Here is a 23,453-nt window from a genome sequence, read left to right as displayed (position 1 = left end):
GGAAACCAGCGGTCTTCGCTGTAGGACCGATCACCTCCCCTCTCCATCTGGAGTCAAGACATGCCCCCCAAGGGTCGTCAGGGCGCAGCCAAGAAGGTGCGTCGCAAGGAAAAGAAGAACGTCGCTCACGGGCACGCCCACATCAAGAGCACGTTCAACAACACGATCGTCTCGATCACGGACCCCTCGGGCAACGTGATCTCCTGGGCCTCCGCCGGCCACGTCGGCTTCAAGGGCTCGCGCAAGTCCACCCCCTTCGCCGCGCAGATGGCCGCCGAGTCGGCCGCCCGCCGCGCGCAGGAGCACGGCATGCGCAAGGTCGACGTCTTCGTCAAGGGTCCCGGCTCCGGCCGTGAGACCGCGATCCGCTCCCTGCAGGCCACGGGCCTCGAGGTCGGTTCGATCCAGGACGTCACCCCGACGCCGCACAACGGCTGCCGTCCGCCGAAGCGTCGCCGCGTCTGAGTCGTCACGGCCGGTGACGGCTGTGCGTCAGTAGCGTCGGATCCGGGCGGTATGTCCCTCAGGGGGCGTGCCGCCCGTATCCTTGTCTCATCTGTCGGGCATCAAATAGCGGGTGCCCATGACTGAAGGATCACCACATGCTTATCGCTCAGCGTCCGTCGCTGACCGAAGAGGTCGTCGACGAGTTCCGCTCCCGGTTCGTGATCGAGCCGCTGGAGCCGGGCTTCGGTTACACCCTTGGCAACTCCCTGCGCCGCACCCTCCTCTCCTCGATCCCCGGTGCCGCTGTCACCAGCATCCGGATCGACGGTGTCCTGCACGAGTTCACCACCGTGCCGGGCGTCAAGGAGGACGTGACCGACCTCATCCTCAACATCAAGCAGCTGGTCGTCTCCTCGGAGCACGACGAGCCGGTCGTGATGTACCTGCGCAAGCAGGGTCCCGGCCTGGTCACCGCTGCTGACATCGCCCCGCCGGCCGGTGTCGAGGTCCACAACCCGGACCTCGTCCTGGCCACGCTGAACGGCAAGGGCAAGCTGGAGATGGAGCTGACCGTCGAGCGCGGTCGCGGCTACGTCTCCGCCGTCCAGAACAAGCAGGTGGGCCAGGAGATCGGCCGGATCCCGGTCGACTCCATCTACTCGCCGGTGCTCAAGGTCACGTACAAGGTCGAGGCGACCCGTGTCGAGCAGCGCACCGACTTCGACAAGCTGATCGTCGACGTCGAGACCAAGCAGGCCATGCGTCCCCGTGACGCCATGGCGTCGGCCGGTAAGACCCTGGTCGAGCTGTTCGGTCTGGCGCGCGAGCTCAACATCGACGCCGAGGGCATCGACATGGGCCCGTCCCCGACGGACGCCGCGCTCGCCGCCGATCTGGCGCTGCCGATCGAGGAGCTCGAGCTCACGGTCCGTTCGTACAACTGCCTCAAGCGTGAGGGCATCCACTCGGTGGGCGAGCTCGTGGCCCGTTCCGAGGCGGACCTGCTCGACATCCGCAACTTCGGCGCCAAGTCGATCGACGAGGTCAAGGCGAAGCTGGCCGGTATGGGCCTCGCGCTCAAGGACTCGCCTCCCGGCTTCGACCCGACCGCCGCGGCCGACGCGTTCGGTGCGGATGACGACGCGGATGCCGGTTTCGTGGAGACCGAGCAGTACTGAGTCGCCTCCGGCGGGGGTGCCCGGTTTTGAGGGTGCCCCCAGCCGGGGCTGAGGCTTTGTCCTCAATCGCCGGACGGGCTTGATTTTCGGGCTGAGGCTTGGATTTCGGGTGCGGATGCCGACTCGCGAATGAGTCGGCGCGGCGACAGCACACACACTTCCGCGGGGCGACCGCCTCGGGGGAACTGACACCGGTACCTGATACGGCCGGTGCAGCACACAAGGAGAAAACCATGCCTCAGCCCGCCAAGGGTGCCCGTCTGGGCGGCAGCGCTGCGCACGAGAAGCTTCTTCTCATCAACCTCGCGAAGTCGCTGTTCGAGCACGGCCGCATCACCACGACCGAGGCCAAGGCCCGCCGCCTGCGTCCGGTCGCCGAGCGTTTCATCACCAAGGCGAAGAAGGGCGACATCCACAACCGTCGCCTGGTGCTGCAGTCGATCACGGACAAGGGCATCGTGCACACGCTCTTCACCGAGATCGCCCCGCGGTACGAGAACCGCCCCGGTGGTTACACCCGCATCACCAAGATCGGCAACCGTCGTGGCGACAACGCCCCGATGGCCGTCATCGAGCTGGTCGAGGCGCTGACCGTGGCCCAGCAGGCCACCGGTGAGGCCGAGGCCGCGACGAAGCGCGCCGTCAAGGAAGACGCCCTCAAGAAGGACGAGGCTCCGGCCGAGACCGTCGAGGACGCCAAGCCGGCCGACGCCGCCGCCGAGGACTCCAAGGACGCCTGAGCGTTCTGAGACCCAGGTACGGGCCCGCATCTCCCTTCGGGGCGTTGCGGGCCCGTTCTTTTGAGAGGGATCTGCTTTGAGAGGATCTTCGGGTGAGTGACGAGGCAGAGCCCGGCTTTGTACGGGTACGGCTGGACCTTTCCTACGACGGCAAGGACTTCTCCGGCTGGGCGAAGCAGACCAGCAGGCGCACCGTGCAGGGCGAGATCGAGGACGCCCTGCGCACGGTGACGCGGTCGTCGGTGACCTACGACCTGACGGTCGCCGGGCGCACCGACGCGGGGGTGCACGCGCGCGGGCAGGTGGCGCACGTCGACCTGCCGGCCGAGGTGTGGGCCGAGCACGAGGAGAAGCTGCTGCGGCGGATGGCGGGGCGCCTGCCGCTGGACGTACGGATCTGGCGGGCGGCCGAGGCGCCGGCGGGGTTCAACGCGCGGTTCTCCGCGCTGTGGCGGCGTTACGCGTACCGCGTGGGGGACCGGCCGGGCGGGGTGGACCCGTTGCTGCGCGGCCATGTGCTGTGGCACGACCGTCCGCTGGACCTGGACGCGATGAACGAGGCCGCCGCCCTGATGACGGGGGAGCACGACTTCGCGGCGTACTGCAAGAAGCGTGAGGGTGCCACGACCATCCGTACGCTCCAGAAGCTGCACTGGGTACGGGACGCGGAGTCCGGGGTGCTGACGGCGACCGTGCAGGCGGACGCGTTCTGCCACAACATGGTGCGGGCGCTGATCGGCGCGGCGCTGTTCGTGGGGGACGGGCGCAGGCCTGCCGCGTGGCCGGCCGAGGTGCTGGCGGCAAAGGTGCGGGACCCCGCGGTGCACGTGGTGCGGCCGCACGGGCTGACGCTGGAGGAGGTGGCGTATCCGGCGGACGCGCTGCTGGCGGCCAGGGCCGTGGAGGCCCGTAACGTCAGGACGCTGCCGGGGGCGGGCTGCTGCTGACCGGTCTGCGGCGCAGGGCGCGGAGCAGCTTGGCCGCGTAGTACACGGCGAGGGTGCTGGACACGGTGGAGCGGAACCAGCCGATGTCCGGCGTCCACCAGGCGTAGACCGCGGCCGCGGTGAAGAACAGCAGGGCCGCCGTGCGCAGTGCCCACCAGTGGACCGGGTGCGGTTCTTCCGGGGCCGGGGCCTCCGGGTGGACGCCGTCCTTGGTGGTCAGGGTGTCCCGCATCCCCGCGAGGAACCCGCGCCGGGCGAGGACGCGGGCGCCCGGGAGCTCCGCGAGGATCTCCAGCTCGCCGCCGTAGCCGGCGGGCAGGGGCGGGAGCCCCAGGGCGGCGACGAGTTCGCTCTGGTGGCGGGCGGGGTCTCCGGTGGCCCGCAGGACGTGGGCCAGGGGCCGTGGGTCGGTCAGTCCGTACACCCGCGCGAGCGCGGCGGCCGTCGCCGTCGCCTCGGTGTGGTCGGCTGCGGGGGCAGCCGTCTCCCAGGTGTGGTCCGCCACCTTCCTGCCCCGGTGCAGCAGGGTGAAGCTGCTGCGTTCCGGGGTGCGGTGCAGGACCAGGGCGGGCCATTCCTCGGCCGTGGTGAAGTTGTCGGCCGCCGAGGTGAGCGGGTCCTCGGGGAGCAGGGCCACGCGCTTGCCGCGTACGGGGTCCGGGACGATCTCGACGTACGTGTGATGGCTGCCCGCCGGGGCCGTACGCAGGCTGTGCCCGCAGATCAGGGCGGCCTGGGCCACCTCCGTGGGGCCGGTGGAGGCGATGGCGACCGACCGTGGTGCCAGCTCGCGCTCCCAGTCGGGTGCGCCGGTGGCCGGGGGCTCGGGAGAGGGGCGGAAGAAGGGGATCCTCATCGCCAGCTCGACGCGGGTGTCGGAGCGGGCCTCCAGGAATTCGGCGCGGGCGTCACCGAAGTAGGTCCACGGGAAGGTGGTGGCGTGCACCCCGATGCTGCGGAAGGCCGTGAGGGCCTCGTCGTAGCGGTCCATCGACCAGAGGACCAGGGCCAGGTGGTTGCGGAAGCCGGCGGCCTCCCGGTCTCCGGGGGCGTAGCTGTCGGACAGGGCCTGCGCGCGGGTCACCGCCGCCTCGACGCGTGAGGTGTACGGGTCGGGGTCGGGCGTCTCCTCGTCGGCGATCAGGTACTCCACGACGGCCTGCAGCGGCAGCGCGTGGATCCGGGAGCCGGGGGGTGCCTGGTCGGCCGCCCGCTCGGCGAACGCGAACATCTCCTCGTGCGAGCCGAACCACTTGTCGCAGAGGTACTGGAGCGCCTGGATGTGGCAGCCCTCGTGGTGCGGGTCGCGTGCGTTCGCCTCGGCCAGATAGGTGTCGAAGGTCTCCCGCGGCGCCTGGATGCCCCGGGCCTGGGTCAGGGCGATGCGCCAGGGGACCGGGTCGTCGGGGTTGAGCTCGGCGGCGTCGGAGATCACCGGCACCGCGTCCCGCAGCACCGTGTGGAACGCCCGGAACTGGTCGGCCTCAACGTGTCTGGCGCGGGCCCCGGTCCGTATCTGCCAGGCCTGGTAGATGTACTGGTCGGCCTTGACCAGTACGGCGTCGGGGTTCTCCGGGGACTCCTCCAGCCAGCTGTCCAGCCAGCCGGGGTGGTGCAGCGAGGCCCGGGCGATGCGGGAGACGCAGGTGTCCCTGCGCTCCCACTGGGCGTGCTCGCGGGTGAGGGCGAGCAGTTCGGCGGCCGGTGCGTGGTCACCCGCCGCGGCGGCGGCCAGCGCCACCCGCAGTGTGGGGTCCGGGGCGTCGAGGACCACGGCGTCGTCCGGGGGCAGGTCGGCGCCTATCGCGTCGCTGTGGCGCAGGACGCGCGGGAGGGTGAAGAGGGTGGTCAGACGCACGGCGGCGAGTCCTCGGTCGAGGGGAGGGACGGGGCTGGTGCGTGGGGGGAGGGCACGGACGGTCAGGCGACGGGGGCCCCTGCGGCCGCCGAGGCCTGGACCTCGCCGCGGTGCCGGATCTGGCGGAAGGTGAATTCGGTGAGGTCGTCACCGGCCTTGTAGACGTCCTTGGCCGCCGTGGTGACGTTCTTCCCGCTCGTGTAGCCGCCGATCGTGAAGTAGGCGTACCGGCCGTAGGAGTTGGCCGTACGCCGGCAGACGGATCCGCCGCGGCAGAAGGTGGGGACCCCCGAACCGCTGAGGGAGGCGAGGCCGCCGGACGCCTGCTGAGCGGCCTTCCTGGCTTCCGCCTCGGTGCCGAAGACGGCGAGCCCGACGGTGACCGCCACCCCGCCCTTGCTGTACGTCGCGCGGATGACCTGGTCGCAGCCGTTGGTGTCGAGGATCGAGCCGAGGGCGCCCTGGGTCGTCGTGGCGCAGTTCGCCGTACGGGCGGTGGCGCCCTTGGCGTAGACGCGGTCGCCCATGGTCAGCTTCTTGCCCGGGAAGAAGGCGTCGACCGTGACCGGGTCCTTGTCCTTCTTCTCGTCGGCTATGTAGTCCTTCGGGTCCGGCGGGGGCGGCGGCGCGACCGAGGAGAAGGAGGGCCCCGGCGCGGAGGTCTCGCTGGGCAGGTCGGCGGGGGCCGGCAGCTCGCTCGCGTTCTTGTCCGAGCCGGAGGCGCCGCCGCCGTTGGTCGTGATGACGGCCGTGGCCACGATCGCGGCCACCGCGGCGGTCGCCACCGCGCCGCCGCCGATCATCAGCCACTTCTTGCGCCTGCCGCGTGCGGCGGACGCCTCGGCCAGTGCCGCCCAGTCCGGAGTCCGGCTCTCTCCCGGTCCTCCCGGCCCCCAGGAGGGCCCCCCTTGCCCAAAGCTCATGCGGCGAATCCTAGACCGACCGTAATCCGGTTGGGCCAACGGTTCGCATGCCGTGACAATGCTGTGCATGGGACATCTTGAAGCGGGCCACCTGGAGTACTACCTGCCGGACGGACGGGTGCTGCTCGGCGACGCCTCGTTCCGGGTGGCCGACGGCGCCGTCGTCGCCCTCGTCGGCGCGAACGGGGCGGGCAAGACGACCCTGCTGAAGCTGCTTGCCGGGGAGCTCCAGCCGCACGGCGGCTCGGTCTCGGTGAGCGGCGGGCTCGGCGTGATGGCCCAGTTCGTGGGGTCCGTACGGGACGAGCGGACCGTCCGTGACCTGCTGGTGTCCGTGGCCCAGCCCCGGATCAGGGAGGCGGCGAAGGCCGTCGACGCGGCCGAGGAGCGCATCCTCACCGTGGACGACGAGGCGGCGCAGATGGCGTACGCGCAGGCCCTGAGCGACTGGGCGGAGGCCCGGGGGTACGAGGCCGAGACGCTGTGGGACATGTGCACGACGGCCGCGCTCGGTGTCCCGTACGAGAAGGCGCAGTGGCGCGAGGTGCGCACGCTGTCCGGCGGTGAGCAGAAGCGGCTCGTGCTGGAGGCGCTGCTGCGCGGGCCCGACGAGGTGCTGCTGCTGGACGAGCCGGACAACTATCTGGACGTCCCCGGCAAGCGGTGGCTGGAGGAGAAGCTGAAGGAGACCCGTAAGACGGTGCTCTTCGTCTCCCACGACCGGGAGCTGCTCTCCCGGGCCGCCGAGAAGATCGTGAGCGTGGAGCCCAGCCCCGCGGGGTCGGACGTCTGGGTGCACGGTGGCGGGTTCGGCACGTACCACCAGGCCCGCAAGGAGCGGTTCGCACGCTTCGAGGAGCTCCTGCGGCGCTGGGAGGAGGAGCACGCCCGGCTGAAGGCGCTCGTCCTGCGGATGCGGCAGCAGGCGGCGAACAGCCCCGACATGGCGAACCGCTACCACGCGATGCAGACCCGCTTCAAGAAGTTCGAGGAGGCCGGCCCGCCGCCGGAGCCGCCCCGCGAGCAGGACATCAGGATGCGGCTGCGTGGCGGGCGCACCGGGGTGCGGGCGGTGACGTGCACCGGTCTTGAGCTGACCGGTCTGATGAAGCCGTTCGACCTGGAGATCTACTACGGGGAGCGGGTCGCCGTGCTCGGCTCCAACGGGTCGGGAAAGTCACACTTTCTGCGGCTGCTGGCGGGGGAGCCCGTGGCGCACACCGGTGAGTGGAAGCTCGGCGCCCGGGTCGTGCCCGGCCACTTCGCGCAGACGCACGCCCACCCGGAGCTGCTCGGCAAGACGCTCGTCGAGATCCTCTGGACGGAGCACGCCAAGGACCGCGGCGGCGCGATGGGTGTGCTGCGGCGCTACGAGCTGGAGCGCCAGGGCGACCAGGCCTTCGAGCGGCTGTCCGGCGGGCAGCAGGCGCGGTTCCAGATCCTGCTCCTGGAGCTGGCCGGCACGACCGCGCTGCTGCTGGACGAGCCGACGGACAACCTGGACCTGGAGTCGGCCGAGGCCCTCCAGGACGGTCTGGAGGTGTACGACGGGACGGTCATGGCCGTCACGCACGACCGCTGGTTCGCGAAGTCCTTCGACCGGTACCTGGTCTTCGGCTCGGACGGGGTGGTGCGGGAGTCCACGGAGCCGGTGTGGGACGAGCGCCGGGTGGAGCGCGTACGGTAGGGGCCGGCGGCCCGGCGCGGGAGGCGTTTTGACCTGCGCGGGGGCCGAACGGTATTCTCTGGTTCGTTATGCGTATTGGCTTGGTCGTTCTCACGCGAGGGGCCCTTACGTAGGTTCTCTGGAGCAGTTACCAGTGGCTCGCATACGGGCAGTGTCCCCGGCAGTGTGAGCCCCAGCTGCATATCGCTTCAGAGGTGCCGTGTGTCTGCACCCCATCCACTGAAGAAGCGAAGGCTACGAAGTGCGTACGTACAGCCCCAAGCCCGGCGATGTCACTCGCCAGTGGCACATCATCGACGCCGAGGACATCGTCCTCGGCCGTCTGGCCACCACGGCTGCGAACCTCCTCCGAGGCAAGCACAAGGCGATCTACGCCCCCCACATGGACATGGGCGACTTCGTCATCATCATCAACGCCGAGAAGGTTCACCTCTCCGGCAACAAGAAGACCCAGAAGATGGCGTACCGCCACTCGGGCTTCCCGGGCGGTCTCCGTTCGGTGCGTTACGACGAGCTTCTCTCCAAGAACCCGGAGAAGGCCATCGAGAAGGCCATCAAGGGCATGATCCCCAAGAACACCCTGGGTCGTCAGATGATCTCGAAGCTGAAGGTCTACGCGGGCGACCAGCACCCGCACGCTGCGCAGCAGCCGGTCCCGTTCGAGATCACCCAGGTCGCGCAGTAGTTCCGGCCTCCCCCCTAAGACGTAAAAGAAAGATCTGAGGAGAATCGTGGCCGAGACCACTGCAGAGACGCCCGTCGAGGGCACCGAGGGCGAAGAGACCTTCGCCGAGGTGACCACCTTCGAGTCGGAGGTCCCCGTCGAGGGTGAGTACACCTCCGAGTCGCTCGCGGGCCGCTTCGGCGACCCGCAGCCCGCGGCCGGCCTTGGCCGTCGCAAGAACGCCATCGCCCGCGTCCGGATCGTTCCGGGCACCGGCAAGTGGAAGATCAACGGTCGCACCCTTGAGGACTACTTCCCCAACAAGGTGCACCAGCAGGAAGTCAACGAGCCCTTCAAGGTGCTCGAGCTCGACGGCCGCTACGACGTCATCGCCCGCATCTCGGGTGGCGGCGTCTCCGGTCAGGCCGGTGCCCTGCGCCTCGGCGTGGCCCGCGCGCTGAACGAGGCGGACGTGGACAACAACCGCGCCACGCTGAAGAAGGCCGGCTTCCTCTCCCGCGACGACCGTGCGGTCGAGCGCAAGAAGGCCGGTCTCAAGAAGGCCCGTAAGGCCCCGCAGTACAGCAAGCGCTAAACCGCCTGCTCGTCTGCTTTACACGTTCGCCCCGGCGGCACACCTCGTGCTGCCGGGGCGTTCGTTTATCAGCCCTCGCGGGCGTATAACGGCTAAAGACGTTTGAACGTTTATAGGGTCGACGGCCTCAGGTGCACCCTTCCTTGTTGTGCCTTGCCTCTCTTTGCCCTGTTTTGATTACTTTGGTTTTGCGGTTTCGGAGCACCTTCGGAGGACACCAGTGGGACGACTCTTCGGCACGGACGGCGTGCGCGGCGTCGCCAACGCGGACCTGACAGCCGAGCTCGCGCTCGGGCTCTCGGTCGCGGCGGCGCACGTGCTGGCCGAGGCGGGCACCTTCGAGGGGCATCGGGCGACCGCGCTGGTGGGCCGTGACCCCCGCGCGTCCGGGGAGTTCCTGGAGGCCGCCGTCGTGGCGGGCCTGGCCAGTGCCGGCGTGGACGTCCTGCGTGTCGGGGTGCTCCCCACCCCTGCTGTGGCCTACCTCACCGGTGCGCTCGGCGCGGACATCGGTGTCATGCTCTCGGCGAGCCACAACGCCATGCCTGACAACGGCATCAAGTTCTTCGCACGGGGCGGGCACAAGCTCGCCGACGAGCTGGAGGACCGCATCGAGACGGTCTGCGAGCAGCACCGCACCGGTGAGCCGTGGAGCCGTCCGACCGGCGCCGGCGTGGGCCGTGTCACCGACTACAACGAGGGCTTCGACCGTTACGTCGCCCACCTCATCGGCGTCCTCCCGAACCGGCTCGACGGGCTGAAGGTCGTCCTCGACGAGGCGCACGGCGCCGCCGCACGGGTCTCGCCCGAGGCGTTCGCCCGGGCCGGGGCCGAGGTCATCACCATCGGCGCCGAGCCCGACGGCCTGAACATCAACGACGGCTGCGGCTCCACCCACCTGGAGCTGCTGCGTGCCGCCGTCGTCGAGCACGGGGCCGACCTCGGCATCGCGCACGACGGTGACGCGGACCGCTGCCTGGCCGTGGACGCGACCGGCGCGGAGGTCGACGGCGACCAGATCCTCGCCGTGCTCGCCCTCGCCATGCGCGAGTCGGGCCACCTGCGCAAGGACACCGTCGTCGGCACGGTCATGTCGAACCTCGGCTTCAAGATGGCGATGGAGCGGGAGGGCATCCAGCTCGTCCAGACCGCCGTCGGCGACCGCTACGTCCTGGAGTCGATGAAGGCCGAGGGCTTCGCGCTGGGCGGCGAGCAGTCCGGCCACGTCATCGTCCTGGACCACGCCACGACGGGTGACGGCACGCTGACCGGGCTGATGCTCGCGGCCCGGGTCGCCGCCACCGGACGTACGCTCGCCGACCTGGCCGGTGTGATGCAGCGCCTCCCGCAGGTCCTCATCAACGTGCCGGACGTCGACAAGTCCCGCGTGGACACCTCGCCCGAGGTGGCCGCCGCGGTGTCCCAGGCCGAGCACGCCCTGGGTGACACCGGCCGCGTACTTCTGCGCAAGTCGGGCACCGAGCCGCTCGTACGGGTCATGGTCGAGGCCGCCGACCTGGAGCAGGCGCGCGCCGTGGCGGGGCAGCTGGCCGACGTGGTGAAGTCCGCGCTCGGCTGAGCCGGACAGGACAGCTCCTCGTGCGCCGAACGGCCCACCTTCTCCGCGGAGGGGGTGGGCCGTTCGGCGCACGAGCGGTGTGGCAGAGCGGTGGGGGGTGCGGGCGACCGTAGGTTCGGGCGCCGGGCGCACGCACGGTGTCCGGCGCCCACTCCGCTTCCGCGTAGAGGAACGATCATGTCCAGTGCAGTTTCCCGCCGGCGTGCGCTCACCGGGCTGGCAGCCGGGGCCGCCGCGGCCCTCGCGACCGGGACGGCGGCCGCGCATACGGCGCCCGCAGCCGGTACATCCGGCGCCTCGCGTACGACCACCGCGTTCACGCCGACCGCCGATCCCGTGGCCGCCGCCCCCGCCGATCCGACGCCCGGGGTGATGACGCTCTTCGACGACCCCGGCTTCAACTTCGCCGGGCTCCTCGCACTCGGGGCCGCGGGCATGCGGGCGAGCGACGTCGGCGAGGTCCTCACCGCCGTCAACGCCATCAACACCGCCGGACTCGACGAGCAGACGTACACCGACACCTTCCTGGCACTCGGCGACCGTCTGGTCGCACCGCCGCGCCGGAGCCGGGCGGGCAAGGACGGGGCCGCCGTACGGGACCGCCACGAGCAGACCCGCCGGTTCCGCTCGCTGCGGGCCTCCCAGTACTACGCACAGGCGCTGTTCTACGTGCTCGGAACCGACGCCCCGGGCCGCGAGGAGGACATCTACCTCGCCGGCCGCCGCGCCTGGGACACCTTCGCCGGGCTGTGCGAACCGGCCGTCATCACCGACCGGGTCGCGTACGACCGCAAGACGTCGATGCCGGTCTGGTTCTTCCGGTCCGACACGTCAAAGCGGCGTAGGCCCACCGTCATCCTCACCAACGGCAGCGACGGTCAGAACATCGACATGTGGACCTACGGCGTCGCCGCCGCGCTGGAGCGCGGCTGGAACGCCCTCGTCTACGACGGCCCCGGCCAGGGAGAGGTGCTCTTCGCGCACGGTGTGCCGTTCAACGGCACCTGGGAACGGGCGGTGACCCCGCTCGTCGACTGGCTGCTGCGCCGCCCCGACGTCGACCCCCGCCGCATCGCCCTCACCGGGATCAGCATGGGCGGCAACCTCACCGTGCGCGCCGCCGCCTTCGAACCCCGGCTCGCGGCCCTCGTCACGGAGCCGGGCGTGCTCTCCCCCTGGCTCGGCTTCCCGGCGGAGATCAGGGACATCGTGAGCGACGACAAGGAGGAGACCAACCGGATCTGGAACGAGGAGGTCGTCCCCGAGCTCACGCCGTCCCTCGCCTACTTGTTCAAGAAGCGGATCGAGCCCTTCTCGCCGGAGGCGATGCGGGAGGCCCGCGAGGGCAGGATGTTCACCGACTTCTGGACCCCGGCGCAGGTCGTCATGAGCCTTGACGTCACGCCGGTCGTACGGCGGGTCAAGGCGCCGACACTGGTGCTCGACTACGACGACGAGCAGTTCTACCCGGGGCAGCCGCGGGAGCTGTACGACGCGCTCACGACCCGTAAGGACTACACGAAGCTCACGGCCGCCACGGGCGCACAGCTGCACTGTTCGCCGATGGCGCCGCAGCAGCACAACGAGGTGGTCTTCGACTGGCTGGAGGACACGCTCGGCACGGCGTGAACCCGGAGCCGGGCTCCGGGAGTTGGCGCTCTCAGAGCCCGCGCTGTCAGAGCTTGCGCAGTGACAGACGCTGGACCTTGTGGTCCGGCCCCTTGCGTAGCACCAGACTGGCACGGCCTCGCGTCGGCGCGACGTTCTCCAGCAGGTTCGGCTTGTTGATGGTCCGCCACATGGTGCGCGCGTAGTCCAGTGCCTCGCCCTCGGAGACCTGCGTGTACTTCCGGAAGTACGAGAACGGGTCCTGGAACGCGGTCTCCCGCAGCCTGCGGAAGCGGTGGAGGTACCAGTTCTCGATGTCCTCGGCCTTCGCGTCGACGTACACGCTGAAGTCGAAGTAGTCCGCGAGCCCGACCCTGGTCCGGCCGTCCTTGCCCGGCAGCGCGGGCTGGAGCACGTTCAGCCCCTCGACGATCAGGATGTCGGGGCGGCGCACGGTCAGCCGCTCGCCCGGCACGATGTCGTAGATCAGGTGCGAGTAGATGGGGGCCGTCACCTCGTCCTTGCCGGCCTTGATGTCGGCGACGAACCGGGTCAGCGCCCGCCGGTCGTACGACTCGGGGAACCCTTTGCGCGACATCAGCCCCCGCGCCTGAAGCTCCTTCATCGGCAGCAGGAACCCGTCGGTCGTCACCAGCTCCACCCGGGGGTGCTCCGGCCACCGCGCCAGCAGCGCCTGCAGGATGCGGGCGCTGGTCGACTTCCCGACGGCGACGCTCCCGGCGACCCCTATGACGAACGGCGTACCGCGCTGCTCGCCGTGCCCGTTCCCGGCATCGCCCAGGAAGGTGTTCAGCGCGCCGCGCAGGCCGGAAGTGGCCTGGACGTAGAGGTTGAGCAGCCGGGAGAGCGGCAGATAGACGTCCCGGACCTCGTCGAGGTCGATGACATCGCCGAGCCCTCTGAGCTTCTCGACCTCCTCGGCCGTCAGGGGGAGCGGGGTCTTGTCACGCAGGGCGCTCCACTCGGCCCGGGTCAGGTCGACGTAGGGCGTCGGCGCGTGCTCGGTGCGGCGGGGGCTCCGTGCGGGCGAAGTGATCACGTACTCATTGTTGCGGGAGTTTGAACGGAGTGGGGGGTGGGGTCGGTCACGTGGGGGAGCGGCGGGACGGCGGACCGCCTGGCGTGTGGGCCTTGTACCGGTGGTGTACGTGGCGTCGGCCGAGCGTCATAAAGTAGGAGTGGTGCATACTTTGAAGGGTTCTGACTTAAGGGGTGCGCATGGCTTTCGCCGGACGTGGTCGTGAGCTGCGGGTTCTCGGTTCCTGGCTGGACAGGGTCGTCTCCGCCACAGGGGGAAGTGCCGGACAGGCACTGGTGATCAAGGGGCGGCGCCGAATCGGGAAGACCCGGCTCGTGCAGGAGTTCTGTGCCCGCTCGGGGCTGCCGTACGTGTTCTTCCAGGCGACCCGCGGCCTGCCCGCTCCTCTTTCCCGACAGGCCCTGTTCGACGCGGTTGCCGAGGGTGAAGGAATGAGGGAGCACGGGTCTGCCCTGGCGCACGCCGCTGCTCCCGACGACTGGGTCCGTACGCTCACCGCGGTGGCCGCGGCGTTGCCCGCTGGTGCGCCGGTGGTCTTCGTGCTGGACGAGGTGCCGTGGCTGGAGGAGGCGGACGGGGGGTTCGCCGCTGCCCTCAAGACCGCGTGGGACATGCATCTGTCCGCGAAGCCTGTGCTTCTGCTGCTGCTCGGCTCCGACTTGGCGATGATGGACCGGCTGACGTCGTACGACCATCCGTTCTACGGGCGGGCGGGGGACTACACCGTGGGGCCGCTGAACCCGGCCGATCTGCAGGACTCCACCGGTCTCGATGCCGCGGACGCGCTGGACGCCTATCTGGTCACCGGAGGGTTTCCCGAGCTGGTGACCGAGTGGCGGGCCGGGGAGTCGGTGGCCGGGTATCTGCACCGCCAGGTGGAGGACCCGTCGTCAGTCCTGCTGACGACGGGGGAGCGGTCCCTGGCCGCGGAGTTTCCGGCACGGTTGCAGGCGGGCCGGGTGCTTCGGGCGATCGGTTCCGGCGAGCGGACCTTCTCCGGCATCGCGGCGAGCACAGGGGGTGCGGACGGCCGGCCGTTGGCACACGGCACCCTGGCGCCGATACTGGCAGAGCTCACCGAGGCCAAGAGGATCGTGGCCGCCGAGCCGCCGTTGTCCACCCGGCCCGCTCCCAAGCTCAAGCGCTACCGGATCGCCGACACCTATCTGCGGTTCTGGCTGGCCCATCTGGAGAACGCCGTCGCGCAGGCCGAGAGGGGCCGGGGTGACGTGTCGGCGGCCCGGATCCAGAGGTCCTGGTCGTCGTGGCGGGGGCGTGCCGTCGAGCCGGTGATCAGGGAGGCGCTCGCCAGGAGGGTGCCGGAAGGGCTGTTCCCGGAGGCGACCGAGATGGGCGGCTGGTGGAACCGGCAGAACAACCCCGAGATCGACCTCATCGGCGCGGACGCGGAGCCTGTGGCCCGCCACGTCTCGTTCGTGGGATCTGTGAAATGGCGGGACGAGACTCCGTTCGGGGCCCACGACCTCGCGGAACTCGCCGCGGCGGCACGGCAGGTGCCGGGCGCGCAGGACGCGGCCCTCGTCTGCGTCAGCCGTCGCCCGGCGCCCGGGACCCGGATCGAAGGGCTGGCCGCCCAGTGGGGGCCGGAGGACGTGGTCGCCGCGTGGAGGTGAGGAAGCCGCCGGGGGGTGGCCCCGGCGCGATCCAAGACCGGTCTCACGTCAGCCATCGCTACCAACATCAACAAGATGACCCGTCCGGAGTGGGGCCGGTCACGTGGACGCCGGTCCTGGACACGGGAAGCGCACTGGATGTGGCTAACGTACAATTTTATGTACATGCCCCACAACGTCTGACGGGAGGCGCTGGATGTCCGTGACCCAGATCGACATAGACGATGACGCACTGGAACGCACCATGGCACTGTCCAAGGCCAGGACCAAGAAGGAAGCCGTCAATCTGGCGCTCCGGTACTACGCGGACCAGCAGGACCGTGCGGCGCGTATCGCTCGGCACTTCGAACGCGCGCGGCGTTGGGGAGCCGTGGAGGATGCCGAGCGCCGTCACCGCGCGGAGAAGGACGATCGGTGATCTACCTGCTCGACACCTCCGGGCTTGTCCGGTTGCTCGGTGACATCGAGTTGGAGTCGGCTTGGTACGACTCCATCTGCGCCGACTCGGTGGGCTCCTGCTATCCGCAGCGCGCGGAGTTTCTCTTCAGTGCGCGGACCGGGGGCGAGTACGACGAGATCGTCGAGATGTTCACCGACCTGTATCCCGATGTCCCGGTTCCGAAGAGCGCCGGGCGCTGGATCGGGGCGGTGCAGCAGAGAATGGCCCGGGTGGGGCAGCATCGAAGCGCCTCGGCCGTGGACCTGATCATCGCCGCCACCGCCGCCCATCATGGGCTGACCGTCCTGCATGACGATGCCGACTACCGCACGGTCGCCCGGCATGCTCCCGATCTGCGGGAGCACCGCATTCAGGACATCGGCTGAATCCCAGCGGCTCGGGCCGGGCCTTCGTCCGATGGGTCGGGGCGTCAGCCGCAAGATTCCCTCCGTCCTGATGTCACGCTGCTCTGCGGCCCTCCGCCTGTTCGGTTCGGCAGTCGCGGCAGTGGCCGGGGGTGGTGGCGCGGAAGGCTCGGTCGCAGGTGTCGCAGTTCTGGAGCGGGATGACGACGACCCTGCGGCGGGGTGGCGGGGCGAGGTCTGCGGTGCCGGGGAGCGGGGGTGGCAGGAGTGCGGTGATGCGGCTGCGGACGAACTTCGCCGGGTGCTTGACCGGGGTCGGGAGGTCGTTGGTAAGGGCGTGGCGGATGGTGTCCGGGTGGGCGTCGCGTTCGAGCCAGGCGGCGACACCGGGGGCGAGTGCCGCGATGTCGGCCTCGGAGAGGGTGAGTTGGGGCGCGTAGCGGCGGAGGTCGGCGAGGAGCGCGGTTGCTGCCCGGTGGAGTTCCTCGGTGGGTGTGTGTGGCTGGGGGAGGGGTGGGGGCTGCCGTCTCGGGGCCGTGGGTGCTGGTACGGGTGTGAGGGCGACCGGCGGTGGGGGTTTCAAGGCTGTCGGTGGGGTGACCGGTGACAGGGGCTCCGAGGCCGTCGGCAGGAGTGGTGCGGCCCTGGTGGGGGCGGGGGTGACGGTCGGGACGGCGTCGGTGTGTGGCGGCGTGGGCGGTGGCGGCGCGGCCGGCGCGGTTGGTGGCCTGTCGCGGCGAGGCTGGAGGCGGGGTCGGGGGAGCGGGGCGGCGCTCGTGGGGGCCGTGGTGCCCGGCTGGTTGTACGAGATCGTGCGCGTCACGACCCGGCCGTCGGGGAGGCGTACGCGGCTGCGGTGGAGGTAGCCGGTTGCTTCCAGTTCGTGCAGGGCGGCTGCGATGCGGGCTTCGCTCTCCGGGAAGCGGGCAGTGAGCGCCTTGATGCCGATCTTCGCTCCGGCGGGCAGCGACTGGATGTGTGCGGCGAGCCCGATCGCGAGGAGTGAGAGCGTGCGGTGCTGGGCGAGGTGGTTGCCGATGACCGTGAAGCCGGAAGCGTGGCGGACGGTGACGTGGAGGACGCCGGATGTCGGCGTGACGTCGGGGCGGTTGTTGGGGGAGTTGGGTGGGGCGCACGGGGGCGCGATAACCTGCGGGATAGCCATCGGGAAGGTCTCTGCTTCCTCGTGGTCAGGCCTCGGCCGGGATTCGTAGTCCCAGCCGGGGCCGTCTCGTGTCTGTGGTTGTCGCGGCGAGCATATGCCAGCCAACCCGTCCCAAATCCAGCCCTGTTGCGATATGTCACCCGTGCGAGTGATGCAGGTCAGGACCGGGGTGGGGTGGGTGGGGTGGGGTTATTTCCCGAGTTCCTTAAAGGCCTTTAGACGTCGCGGGTGGCCGGGTCGCGGGTCACCGGGTCGTGGGTTTCCGCGACCCGGTGGGGTCGGTCACGGCGCGAGGTCGAGCTCCGCCCAGACCGTCTTGCGGGGGGCCGGGCCCTCGATGACGCCCCAACGGTCGGCGAGCGCCTCGACGATGAGCAGTCCGCGACCGTTCTCCGCGTGCGGGGCGGCGGTGGAGGGGAGGGGGAGCGAGTCGCCCCGGGTGTCGGTCACCTCGATCGGCAGCAGTGTCCCGGCGCTGGCGGTGAGGCTCAGCCGGAAGTCCCGGCCCGGTACGCGGCCGTGCGCGGCGGCGTTGGCGGCCAGCTCGGCGACGATGTGCGCGGCCGATTCCGTGGGGAGTCCCCAGTCGCCCAGGTGAGCCGTGGCGAGGAGGCGGGCGAGTCTCGCGCCCCGGCGCGTGGGGGAGAGCAGCACGGCGAACTGCCGGGCGGGAGCGGAATGTTCGGTTCGGGTGATTTCTCGGTTCACGTCACTCAGCGTGGCCGCGCTTCTCGTACCGTGAATAGTGATGCGGTGCTTACGTACGGTGACTGTTCCGGGCTTGTCCGGTGCTGTCCTGGCTGTCCTGGGTGACGCACGGGGGACCTACGAGGTTGGGCAGGGCTGGCCTGCACGTCGGAAGTGGGGCACGGATGAGCGTGGACGAAGTCGGTACGGAGCGGGTGGACGGCGCGGCGGACGAGCCCGGTTGGGACGTCGACCCCGACGACGAGCCGGGGGTGGCGGTGGTCGCGGCCGTGGGCCGCCAGATCAAGGCGTGGCGGGAGGCGGCCGGGATGCGGGCCGGCGAGCTCGGGGCGGCGATCGGGTACGGCGAGGACCTGGTCTTCAAGGTGGAGGGCGGGCGGCGGATCCCTCGGCCGGAGTTCCTGGACAGGGTGGACGAAGTCCTGGGTGCGGGCGGCAAGATCGCTGCGATGAAGCAGGACCTGGCGCAGGTCCGGTACCCGAAGAAGGTGCGGGACCTGGCGAAGCTGGAGGCGCGGGCGGTCGAGCTGTCCTCGTACGGCAACCACAACATCCACGGTCTCCTCCAGACCGAGGCCTACATGGGTGCGCTCCTCGCTACGCGTCGGCCTGCGTACGCTCAGGAAGAGCTCCAGCGGATGGTGGACGCGCGCATGGCTCGGCGCGCGGTCTTCGAGCGTGATCCCGCTCCGGAGTTCAGCTTCGTTCAGGAGGAAGTGACCTTGCGTCGCCCGATCGGGGGTGTGCGGGTCATGCGGCAGCAGCTCGAACGCCTCCTGGAGGTGGGGAGGTTGCGCAGCGTCGAGATTCAAGTGATGCCTACGTCCTGTGGGGACCATCCTGGAACAGGCGGGCGGATCCAGGTGTTGAAGTTCGGCGACGGCTCGGCCGTGGGGCGTACGGACAACGAGTTCGCGGGCCGTCCTGTATCCGACCCGAGGCAGCTCCGAATCCTCGAACTGAGGTATGGCATCATCCGGGCTCGGGCTCTCTCGCCACGAGAGTCGCTGGCCTTCATCGAGCAAGTGCTGGGGGAGACGTGATCCGTAAGACCTTTGCCGAGGAAGCGCCCGGGCTGGCGTGGTTCAAGAGCAGCTACAGCGACAGCAGCGACGGTAACGACTGCGTCGAGGTTGCGGCCGCACCCGGGGCTGTGCACGTCCGTGACTCGAAAGACCTGTCGGTGCCGCAGCTGGCCTTCGCCCCGGGCGCGTGGGCGGGCTTCGTCTCGTACGCGGCCGGGCGCTGATCGCGTACACCCTGTGCACCCCGCCGGGCATCGACTGAATCCCGGCCGCGGTCCGTGTCCGCCCCCCTGCGGCGGGCACCGGCCCGGCCGGGACGATCAGGACGACGCGCCGGTCAGGGTTTGTCGCCCTTGGCGTCGACGACGGCCGCGACCTCGCGGGCCTCGGTGAGGGTGATGTCACCGGCGGTGAGTTTCGGGTTGATGCCCGTGGTGCCCTCCGGCAGCTTCATCTCGTGGTCCTCCGTGACCACGAAGCGCAGGCCCGCGTAGCTGTAGTCGCACGGGGAGAGGAGCAGCTCGCGGCGTTGGTGGGTGCCTTCCTCCTCCCGGGTGACGGCGATGGCCTTGCGTCCGGCCGCGTCCTTGACGAGGTGGTCCGTGATCTTCACCCCCGGGACCGTGGCCATCGCCCGGTAGATGCGGGCCAGGGCGTCCGGGGCGAGTGGGTAGGACTCGACGAGTACGCCCAGTCCGCGGAAGATCTGCGCGGCCTTGGTCTCGGGGGCATCGGTCCCCGAGGGGTAGAGCTGACGGACCTCGGCCAACAGGGCCGCGGGGTCCTCGGGCAGCTCGTCGGCGATCCGGTGGATCTCGCGGGGCGAGCGGTCGTCGTCCGTCCCGTCCTTCTCCGCGGCGGGATTGCCGTACTCGACCCGGGAATCGGGGTCGTACGTGAACTCGCCCGTCGGACCGCCCTGTGCCGCCAGCTCCTGCTTCCCCTGCACCCTCCTGACGTAGATCCACTGGTCACCGCGGGGCTCCGGCGGAGGCGTCAGGCTCTCCTGGTAGTCCGCTGCCCGGCCCAGCGTCGCGGCCGGGCCGGACAGGTCGAGATCGCCCGCCATGGTGGCGGGGCCCGTGGAGCGAGTGCCGGACGTGTCGAGCAGCTGGGTGCCGAGCAGGGCGGCCACGGTGACCGCCGCGGTCGCGCCGAGCGAGGCGAGCCACCAGCGGGTCCGCGGCCCGCGGCCGCGCCGGCTGCCCGCGATAGCGTCGGTCAGGCGCTGCCGGCCGGGGGCGAGCGCGAAGCGGTCGGGTGCGGGGGCGTCGGAGCGCATGTCGCGCAGCTGGGTCATTTCGTCCATGACGGATTCAGCTCCTGGTGGGCTGAGGCGAACGCGGGGTCGGTTCGAAGCGCCTCGCGGACCGTGCGGCGGGCGCGGTTGAGACGGGAGCGGACGGTGCCGAGCGGTATCCCGAGGGCGTCGGCCACCTCCTGGTAGCCGAGGTCCGCCCACGCGACCAGCAACAGCACGTGCCGGTCGCCGGGCGAGAGCGCGGCCAGCGCACCGGCCAGGGGCGCCTGCGCGGCGATCCGGTCGTCGGAGCGCTCGCTCCAGGACGCGGCGATGTGGTCCTCGCCGGTACGGGCGAGCGCCTTGAGGGCACGCACCTCGCTGCGCCGGTGCCTGCCGATGAGGTTGGCGGCGATGCCGTACAGCCGGGGTCGGGCGAGGCGCTGCGCGGGGTCGTAGCGGGCGCGGGTGCGGAACGCGACGAGGAACACCTCGGCGGTGATGTCGTCCGCCGCGCCCTCCCCAAGTCGGCGGGCGGTGTACCGGTGGATGTCCGCCGCGTGCCGGTCGTACAGCCCGGCGAAGAGCTCCGGGTCGTCCAGGGACCCGGCGATCACTTGGGCGTCGTCCGGCCCGGGCGAGGGTGGTGGTCGTACGGGCACAACGCCTCCAGCGGTCCGGTCGGTGAGTCTGACACCCCCTGTTGCCCGCACGGCCCGGAAAGGTTCACGGGCGGAGCGAGGAAGGCTGATGTGGGGCATTTCTGGATAACTCTGCACAGAATGCCCCTGAAAAACGTGGAATTCGTTTCCGGTGGACGCGGCGAAGATATCGTTCGCAAGAATATGAACCCCGGGCGGGGTGGCGGGCAATGGCGTCGCGTTTTTTGAACAGCGAAAGGGTCTTCCGTATCTTGAGGTGCAGTCGGTGAAAGCGATCGAGAAGAAGATGGCGAAGCAGACTCTTGCCGGCGTGGCTGTTGTGGCCGTCGGAGTGTTCGGCTGCATACAGGTTTTCACCAAAGGTGTTGACCGCCTTCCGGACAAGGTCTGTTCGGGGGCGGTCGACCGAGATATCGCTGCCGACGTCCTCCCGCATACGATGACGGCTACGGAACGCGGAGAGAGAGGGGTCGTTGATTCGCTCCCCTGGGGAACGGTCTTCTACTGCTATGTGAAGACACGTAGCCAGGACTCCATCCTTTCCGGGGAGGTCGAGGTCGGTGATGTCACTCTGGCCAATTGGCGCGATCCTCATTCCGGTGGCGACGAGGGGGCGCGTGAGGTGCGGAGGGGTGGAGTCGACGCCATGACGACCCCTGAGGGTGTGTCTGTGTACGTTCCCTGCATCCGTCCGGGGCAGGAAGGCCAGAAGCCGCTGCAGTCGTATGCGTTGATCGCTGACGCAAGGGTCGTCGGGGATGCGCGAGTGACGGGGGTCGAGCTCCAGCAGCACGTGGCCGATTTCGCGTATCAGATCCTGAGGCACACCTACGAGGTGGAGAAGTGCCAGGAGGGGCAGGAACTGCCCGTCGAACTGCCCCGTTTCGAGTGATCGGTGGGGTCGCGTGGCGTGTTGCCGTGGTGGAGCGGGCCGGCTCTACCGGCCGTCCAGCTCCAGCCTGAGCGCGCGGGCCAGATTGTCAGCCCGTCGTCAAGGGGGAGGAGCGTAGCTCCGGTCCGCCGCGTGGCCCACCCCTGCTGTCCTCCGCCCCCGTACGGCCTTATGGTGCCGATATGTGCGGAATCGTGGGTTACGTCGGGGCGCAGTCGGCGCAGGATGTCGTGGTCGCGGGGCTGAAGCGGCTGGAGTACCGGGGGTACGACTCCGCCGGGGTCGCCGTCCTCGCGGACGGGGGGCTCGCCGCGGCGCGGAAGGCGGGGAAGCTCCTGAATCTGGAGAAGGAGCTCAAGGACCGGCCGCTGCCGGCCGGGAACACCGGGATCGGGCACACCCGTTGGGCCACGCACGGCGGGCCCACCGACGCCAACGCCCACCCGCACCTCGACAACGCGGGCCGCGTCGCCGTCGTGCACAACGGGATCATCGAGAACTTCGCCGCGCTGCGCGAGGAGTTGGCGGGGCGTGGTCATGACCTGACCTCCGAGACCGACACCGAGGTCGTCGCCCATCTGCTCGCCGAGGCGTACTCGTCCAGCGGTGATCCGGCGGAGGCCATGCGGCAGGTGTGCCGGCAGCTGGAGGGTGCGTTCACCCTGGTCGCCGTGCACGCGGACGAGCCCGACGTGGTGGTCGGGGCCCGGCGGAACTCGCCGCTCGTGGTGGGGGTGGGCGACGGGGAGATGTTCCTCGCCTCCGATGTGGCCGCCTTCATCGCGCACACGCGGGACGCCGTCGAGCTGGGCCAGGACCAGGTGGTCGAGCTGCGCAGGGACGGGGCGACGGTCACCGGGTTCGATGGCCGGCCCGCCGACGTACGCGAGTACCACGTGGACTGGGACGCCTCGGCCGCCGAGAAGGGCGGCTACGCCTCCTTCATGCTCAAGGAGATCGCCGACCAGCCCAAGGCCGTCGCCGACACCCTGCTCGGCCGGATCGACGGCTCGGGCGCGCTCCACCTCGACGAGGTGCGCATCCCGCCGGGGGTGCTCCGCGAGGTGGACAAGGTCGTCGTCGTCGCCTGCGGTACCGCCTTCCACGCCGGGATGATCGCCAAGTACGCCATCGAACACTGGACCCGGCTGCCCTGCGAGACGGAGCTGGCCAGCGAGTTCCGCTACCGCGACCCGATCCTGGACCAGCGCACCCTCGTCGTCGCGATCTCGCAGTCGGGCGAGACGATGGACACGCTGATGGCCGTACGGCACGCCCGTGAGCAGGGGGCGAAGGTCCTCGCCATCTGCAACACCAACGGGTCGACCATCCCCAGGGAGTCGGACGCCGTCCTCTACACGCACGCCGGGCCCGAGGTCGCCGTCGCCTCCACCAAGGCGTTCCTGACGCAGCTCGTCGCCTGCTACCTCGTCGCGCTCTACCTCGGCCAGGTGCGCGGCACCAAGTGGGGCGACGAGATCCGCACCGTCGTACGCCAGCTCTCCGAGATCTCCAGCGCGGTCGAACGCGTGCTGGGGACCATGGAGCCGGTCCGGGAACTGGCCCGTTCGCTCGCCGGCCACGACACCGTCCTCTTCGTGGGCCGGCACGTCGGCTACCCGGTCGCCATGGAGGGCGCCCTGAAGCTCAAGGAGCTCGCCTACATGCATGCCGAGGGCTTCGCCGCCGGGGAGCTCAAGCACGGGCCGATCGCCCTGATCGACGAAGGGCTGCCGGTCGTCGTGATCGTGCCGTCCCCGCGCGGACGTTCGGTGCTGCACGACAAGATCGTCTCGAACATCCAGGAGATCAGGGCCCGTGGCGCACGTACCGTCGTCATCGCGGAGGAGGGCGACGAGGAGGTCGTCCCGTACGCCGATCACCTCATCCTGATCCCGGCTACGCCTACGCTGCTTCAGCCGCTGGTCGCCACGGTGCCGTTGCAGGTCTTCGCCTGCGAGCTGGCGACCGCCCGGGGCAACGAGGTGGACCAGCCGCGCAACCTGGCGAAGTCCGTGACAGTCGAATGAGTGAGTG

23 protein-coding genes are annotated in these 23,453 nt (G+C 70.1%); 16 read left to right on the top strand and 7 right to left on the bottom strand.

Annotated features, from left to right (window positions below; translation table 11 throughout):
• Positions 1-60 precede the first annotated feature (60 nt).
• The 4 genes from rpsK to truA all read left to right on the top strand — a co-directional run bounded on the left by rpsK (position 61) and on the right by truA (position 3,312).
• Complete coding sequence (rpsK, locus tag ACIRD8_RS07915) at positions 61-465, top strand: 30S ribosomal protein S11 (RefSeq protein ID WP_003956432.1); 405 nt, start codon at positions 61-63, stop codon at positions 463-465.
• Positions 466-602: 137 nt separating this feature from the next.
• Positions 603-1,625: a DNA-directed RNA polymerase subunit alpha gene (locus ACIRD8_RS07910; protein WP_003966937.1), complete on the top strand. Its 1,023-nt coding sequence runs from the start codon at positions 603-605 to the stop codon at positions 1,623-1,625.
• A 233-nt stretch (positions 1,626-1,858) separates the two neighbouring features.
• Positions 1,859-2,365: a 50S ribosomal protein L17 gene (gene rplQ / locus ACIRD8_RS07905; protein ID WP_099173843.1), complete on the top strand. Its 507-nt coding sequence runs from the start codon at positions 1,859-1,861 to the stop codon at positions 2,363-2,365.
• 92 nt (positions 2,366-2,457) lie between these two features.
• Positions 2,458-3,312, top strand: a complete 855-nt coding sequence (gene truA / locus ACIRD8_RS07900) for a tRNA pseudouridine(38-40) synthase TruA (RefSeq protein WP_403987800.1) — start codon at positions 2,458-2,460, stop codon at positions 3,310-3,312.
• Here truA and ACIRD8_RS07895 read toward each other — a convergent pair.
• Positions 3,281-5,170, bottom strand: a complete 1,890-nt coding sequence (locus tag ACIRD8_RS07895) for a hypothetical protein (protein WP_403987797.1) — start codon at positions 5,168-5,170, stop codon at positions 3,281-3,283. The two genes, truA and ACIRD8_RS07895, sit on opposite strands and share 32 nt — an antisense overlap.
• A 62-nt stretch (positions 5,171-5,232) precedes the next feature.
• Positions 5,233-6,093: a hypothetical protein gene (locus ACIRD8_RS07890; protein ID WP_403987794.1), complete on the bottom strand. Its 861-nt coding sequence runs from the start codon at positions 6,091-6,093 to the stop codon at positions 5,233-5,235.
• Positions 6,094-6,160: 67 nt separating this feature from the next.
• On the opposite strand from ACIRD8_RS07890, the gene ACIRD8_RS07885 reads away from it, so the two are divergent.
• The 5 genes from ACIRD8_RS07885 to ACIRD8_RS07865 all read left to right on the top strand — a co-directional run bounded on the left by ACIRD8_RS07885 (position 6,161) and on the right by ACIRD8_RS07865 (position 12,247).
• Positions 6,161-7,780, top strand: coding sequence for an ABC-F family ATP-binding cassette domain-containing protein (locus ACIRD8_RS07885; RefSeq protein ID WP_403987791.1), 1,620 nt, complete (start codon positions 6,161-6,163; stop codon positions 7,778-7,780).
• 241 nt (positions 7,781-8,021) lie between these two features.
• Entirely contained in the window at positions 8,022-8,465 is a 444-nt protein-coding gene (rplM, locus tag ACIRD8_RS07880) for a 50S ribosomal protein L13 (protein ID WP_401513061.1), read from the top strand.
• A gap of 46 nt (positions 8,466-8,511) precedes the next feature.
• On the top strand, positions 8,512-9,039 hold the full coding sequence (rpsI, locus tag ACIRD8_RS07875) for a 30S ribosomal protein S9 (protein WP_031096420.1): 528 nt from the start codon (positions 8,512-8,514) through the stop codon (positions 9,037-9,039).
• A gap of 220 nt (positions 9,040-9,259) precedes the next feature.
• Positions 9,260-10,618: a phosphoglucosamine mutase gene (glmM, locus tag ACIRD8_RS07870; protein WP_403987787.1), complete on the top strand. Its 1,359-nt coding sequence runs from the start codon at positions 9,260-9,262 to the stop codon at positions 10,616-10,618.
• 177 nt (positions 10,619-10,795) lie between these two features.
• Positions 10,796-12,247: an alpha/beta hydrolase family protein gene (locus ACIRD8_RS07865; RefSeq protein WP_403987784.1), complete on the top strand. Its 1,452-nt coding sequence runs from the start codon at positions 10,796-10,798 to the stop codon at positions 12,245-12,247.
• 46 nt (positions 12,248-12,293) lie between these two features.
• Here ACIRD8_RS07865 and coaA read toward each other — a convergent pair whose 3' ends face one another.
• Positions 12,294-13,286: a type I pantothenate kinase gene (gene coaA, locus ACIRD8_RS07860; RefSeq protein WP_403987782.1), complete on the bottom strand. Its 993-nt coding sequence runs from the start codon at positions 13,284-13,286 to the stop codon at positions 12,294-12,296.
• A 179-nt stretch (positions 13,287-13,465) separates the two neighbouring features.
• On the opposite strand from coaA, the gene ACIRD8_RS07855 reads away from it, so the two are divergent.
• From ACIRD8_RS07855 to ACIRD8_RS07845, 3 genes are all read left to right on the top strand, one after another.
• The gene (locus ACIRD8_RS07855) at positions 13,466-14,920 is read left to right on the top strand and encodes an ATP-binding protein (protein WP_403987779.1); all 1,455 of its coding nucleotides are present in this window, start codon (positions 13,466-13,468) and stop codon (positions 14,918-14,920) included.
• Between the two features lie 196 nt (positions 14,921-15,116).
• Positions 15,117-15,338, top strand: coding sequence for a type II toxin-antitoxin system VapB family antitoxin (locus ACIRD8_RS07850; protein WP_403987776.1), 222 nt, complete (start codon positions 15,117-15,119; stop codon positions 15,336-15,338).
• Entirely contained in the window at positions 15,335-15,745 is a 411-nt protein-coding gene (locus tag ACIRD8_RS07845; protein WP_403987773.1) for a PIN domain-containing protein, read from the top strand. The genes ACIRD8_RS07850 and ACIRD8_RS07845 overlap by 4 nt, the downstream gene beginning before the upstream one ends.
• 73 nt (positions 15,746-15,818) lie before the next feature.
• Here ACIRD8_RS07845 and ACIRD8_RS07840 read toward each other — a convergent pair whose 3' ends face one another.
• Positions 15,819-16,889: a helix-turn-helix domain-containing protein gene (locus tag ACIRD8_RS07840; protein ID WP_403987770.1), complete on the bottom strand. Its 1,071-nt coding sequence runs from the start codon at positions 16,887-16,889 to the stop codon at positions 15,819-15,821.
• A 282-nt stretch (positions 16,890-17,171) separates the two neighbouring features.
• A complete protein-coding gene (locus tag ACIRD8_RS07835) occupies positions 17,172-17,597 on the bottom strand; it encodes an ATP-binding protein (RefSeq protein WP_403987767.1) in 426 nt (141 codons plus the stop codon).
• A gap of 164 nt (positions 17,598-17,761) precedes the next feature.
• Here ACIRD8_RS07835 and ACIRD8_RS07830 point away from each other — a divergent pair, with 164 nt between their 5' ends.
• On the top strand, positions 17,762-18,640 hold the full coding sequence (locus tag ACIRD8_RS07830; RefSeq protein ID WP_403987764.1) for a helix-turn-helix domain-containing protein: 879 nt from the start codon (positions 17,762-17,764) through the stop codon (positions 18,638-18,640).
• Positions 18,637-18,846, top strand: a complete 210-nt coding sequence (locus tag ACIRD8_RS07825; RefSeq protein ID WP_403987761.1) for a DUF397 domain-containing protein — start codon at positions 18,637-18,639, stop codon at positions 18,844-18,846. The genes ACIRD8_RS07830 and ACIRD8_RS07825 overlap by 4 nt, the downstream gene beginning before the upstream one ends.
• A 113-nt stretch (positions 18,847-18,959) precedes the next feature.
• Here the strand turns inward: ACIRD8_RS07825 and ACIRD8_RS07820 are convergent, their stop codons facing one another.
• On the bottom strand, positions 18,960-19,931 hold the full coding sequence (locus tag ACIRD8_RS07820; RefSeq protein ID WP_403987758.1) for a CU044_5270 family protein: 972 nt from the start codon (positions 19,929-19,931) through the stop codon (positions 18,960-18,962).
• On the bottom strand, positions 19,919-20,524 hold the full coding sequence (locus ACIRD8_RS07815) for an RNA polymerase sigma factor (RefSeq protein ID WP_403987755.1): 606 nt from the start codon (positions 20,522-20,524) through the stop codon (positions 19,919-19,921). Before ACIRD8_RS07815 ends, ACIRD8_RS07820 begins: the two co-directional genes overlap by 13 nt.
• Positions 20,525-20,789: 265 nt before the next feature.
• Here ACIRD8_RS07815 and ACIRD8_RS07810 point away from each other — a divergent pair, with 265 nt between their 5' ends.
• Entirely contained in the window at positions 20,790-21,416 is a 627-nt protein-coding gene (locus tag ACIRD8_RS07810; RefSeq protein WP_403987752.1) for a hypothetical protein, read from the top strand.
• Positions 21,417-21,598: 182 nt separating this feature from the next.
• A complete protein-coding gene (gene glmS, locus ACIRD8_RS07805; protein WP_403987749.1) occupies positions 21,599-23,446 on the top strand; it encodes a glutamine--fructose-6-phosphate transaminase (isomerizing) in 1,848 nt (615 codons plus the stop codon).
• Positions 23,447-23,453: the final 7 nt, after the last annotated feature.

Origin of the sequence: Streptomyces sp. NPDC102451 (assembly GCF_044765485.1) — a bacterium.
In the GTDB taxonomy this organism is placed as follows: domain Bacteria; phylum Actinomycetota; class Actinomycetes; order Streptomycetales; family Streptomycetaceae; genus Streptomyces.
This window is presented reverse-complemented; position numbering and strand designations above follow the sequence as displayed.

Bases quoted from the DNA above. Each gene is read 5' to 3' on its own strand.
- rpsK (WP_003956432.1), top strand. From the start codon at position 61: ATGCCCCCCAAGGGTCGTCAGGGCGCAGCCAAGAAGGTGCGTCGCAAG.
- ACIRD8_RS07910 (WP_003966937.1), top strand. From the start codon at position 603: ATGCTTATCGCTCAGCGTCCGTCGCTGACCGAAGAGGTCGTCGACGAG.
- rplQ (WP_099173843.1), top strand. From the start codon at position 1,859: ATGCCTCAGCCCGCCAAGGGTGCCCGTCTGGGCGGCAGCGCTGCGCAC.
- ACIRD8_RS07890 (WP_403987794.1), bottom strand. From the start codon at position 6,093: ATGAGCTTTGGGCAAGGGGGGCCCTCCTGGGGGCCGGGAGGACCGGGA.
- ACIRD8_RS07885 (WP_403987791.1), top strand. From the start codon at position 6,161: ATGGGACATCTTGAAGCGGGCCACCTGGAGTACTACCTGCCGGACGGA.
- ACIRD8_RS07865 (WP_403987784.1), top strand. From the start codon at position 10,796: ATGTCCAGTGCAGTTTCCCGCCGGCGTGCGCTCACCGGGCTGGCAGCC.
- ACIRD8_RS07855 (WP_403987779.1), top strand. From the start codon at position 13,466: ATGGCTTTCGCCGGACGTGGTCGTGAGCTGCGGGTTCTCGGTTCCTGG.
- ACIRD8_RS07850 (WP_403987776.1), top strand. From the start codon at position 15,117: ATGTCCGTGACCCAGATCGACATAGACGATGACGCACTGGAACGCACC.
- ACIRD8_RS07840 (WP_403987770.1), bottom strand. From the start codon at position 16,889: ATGGCTATCCCGCAGGTTATCGCGCCCCCGTGCGCCCCACCCAACTCC.
- ACIRD8_RS07830 (WP_403987764.1), top strand. From the start codon at position 17,762: ATGAGCGTGGACGAAGTCGGTACGGAGCGGGTGGACGGCGCGGCGGAC.
- ACIRD8_RS07820 (WP_403987758.1), bottom strand. From the start codon at position 19,931: ATGGACGAAATGACCCAGCTGCGCGACATGCGCTCCGACGCCCCCGCA.
- glmS (WP_403987749.1), top strand. From the start codon at position 21,599: ATGTGCGGAATCGTGGGTTACGTCGGGGCGCAGTCGGCGCAGGATGTC.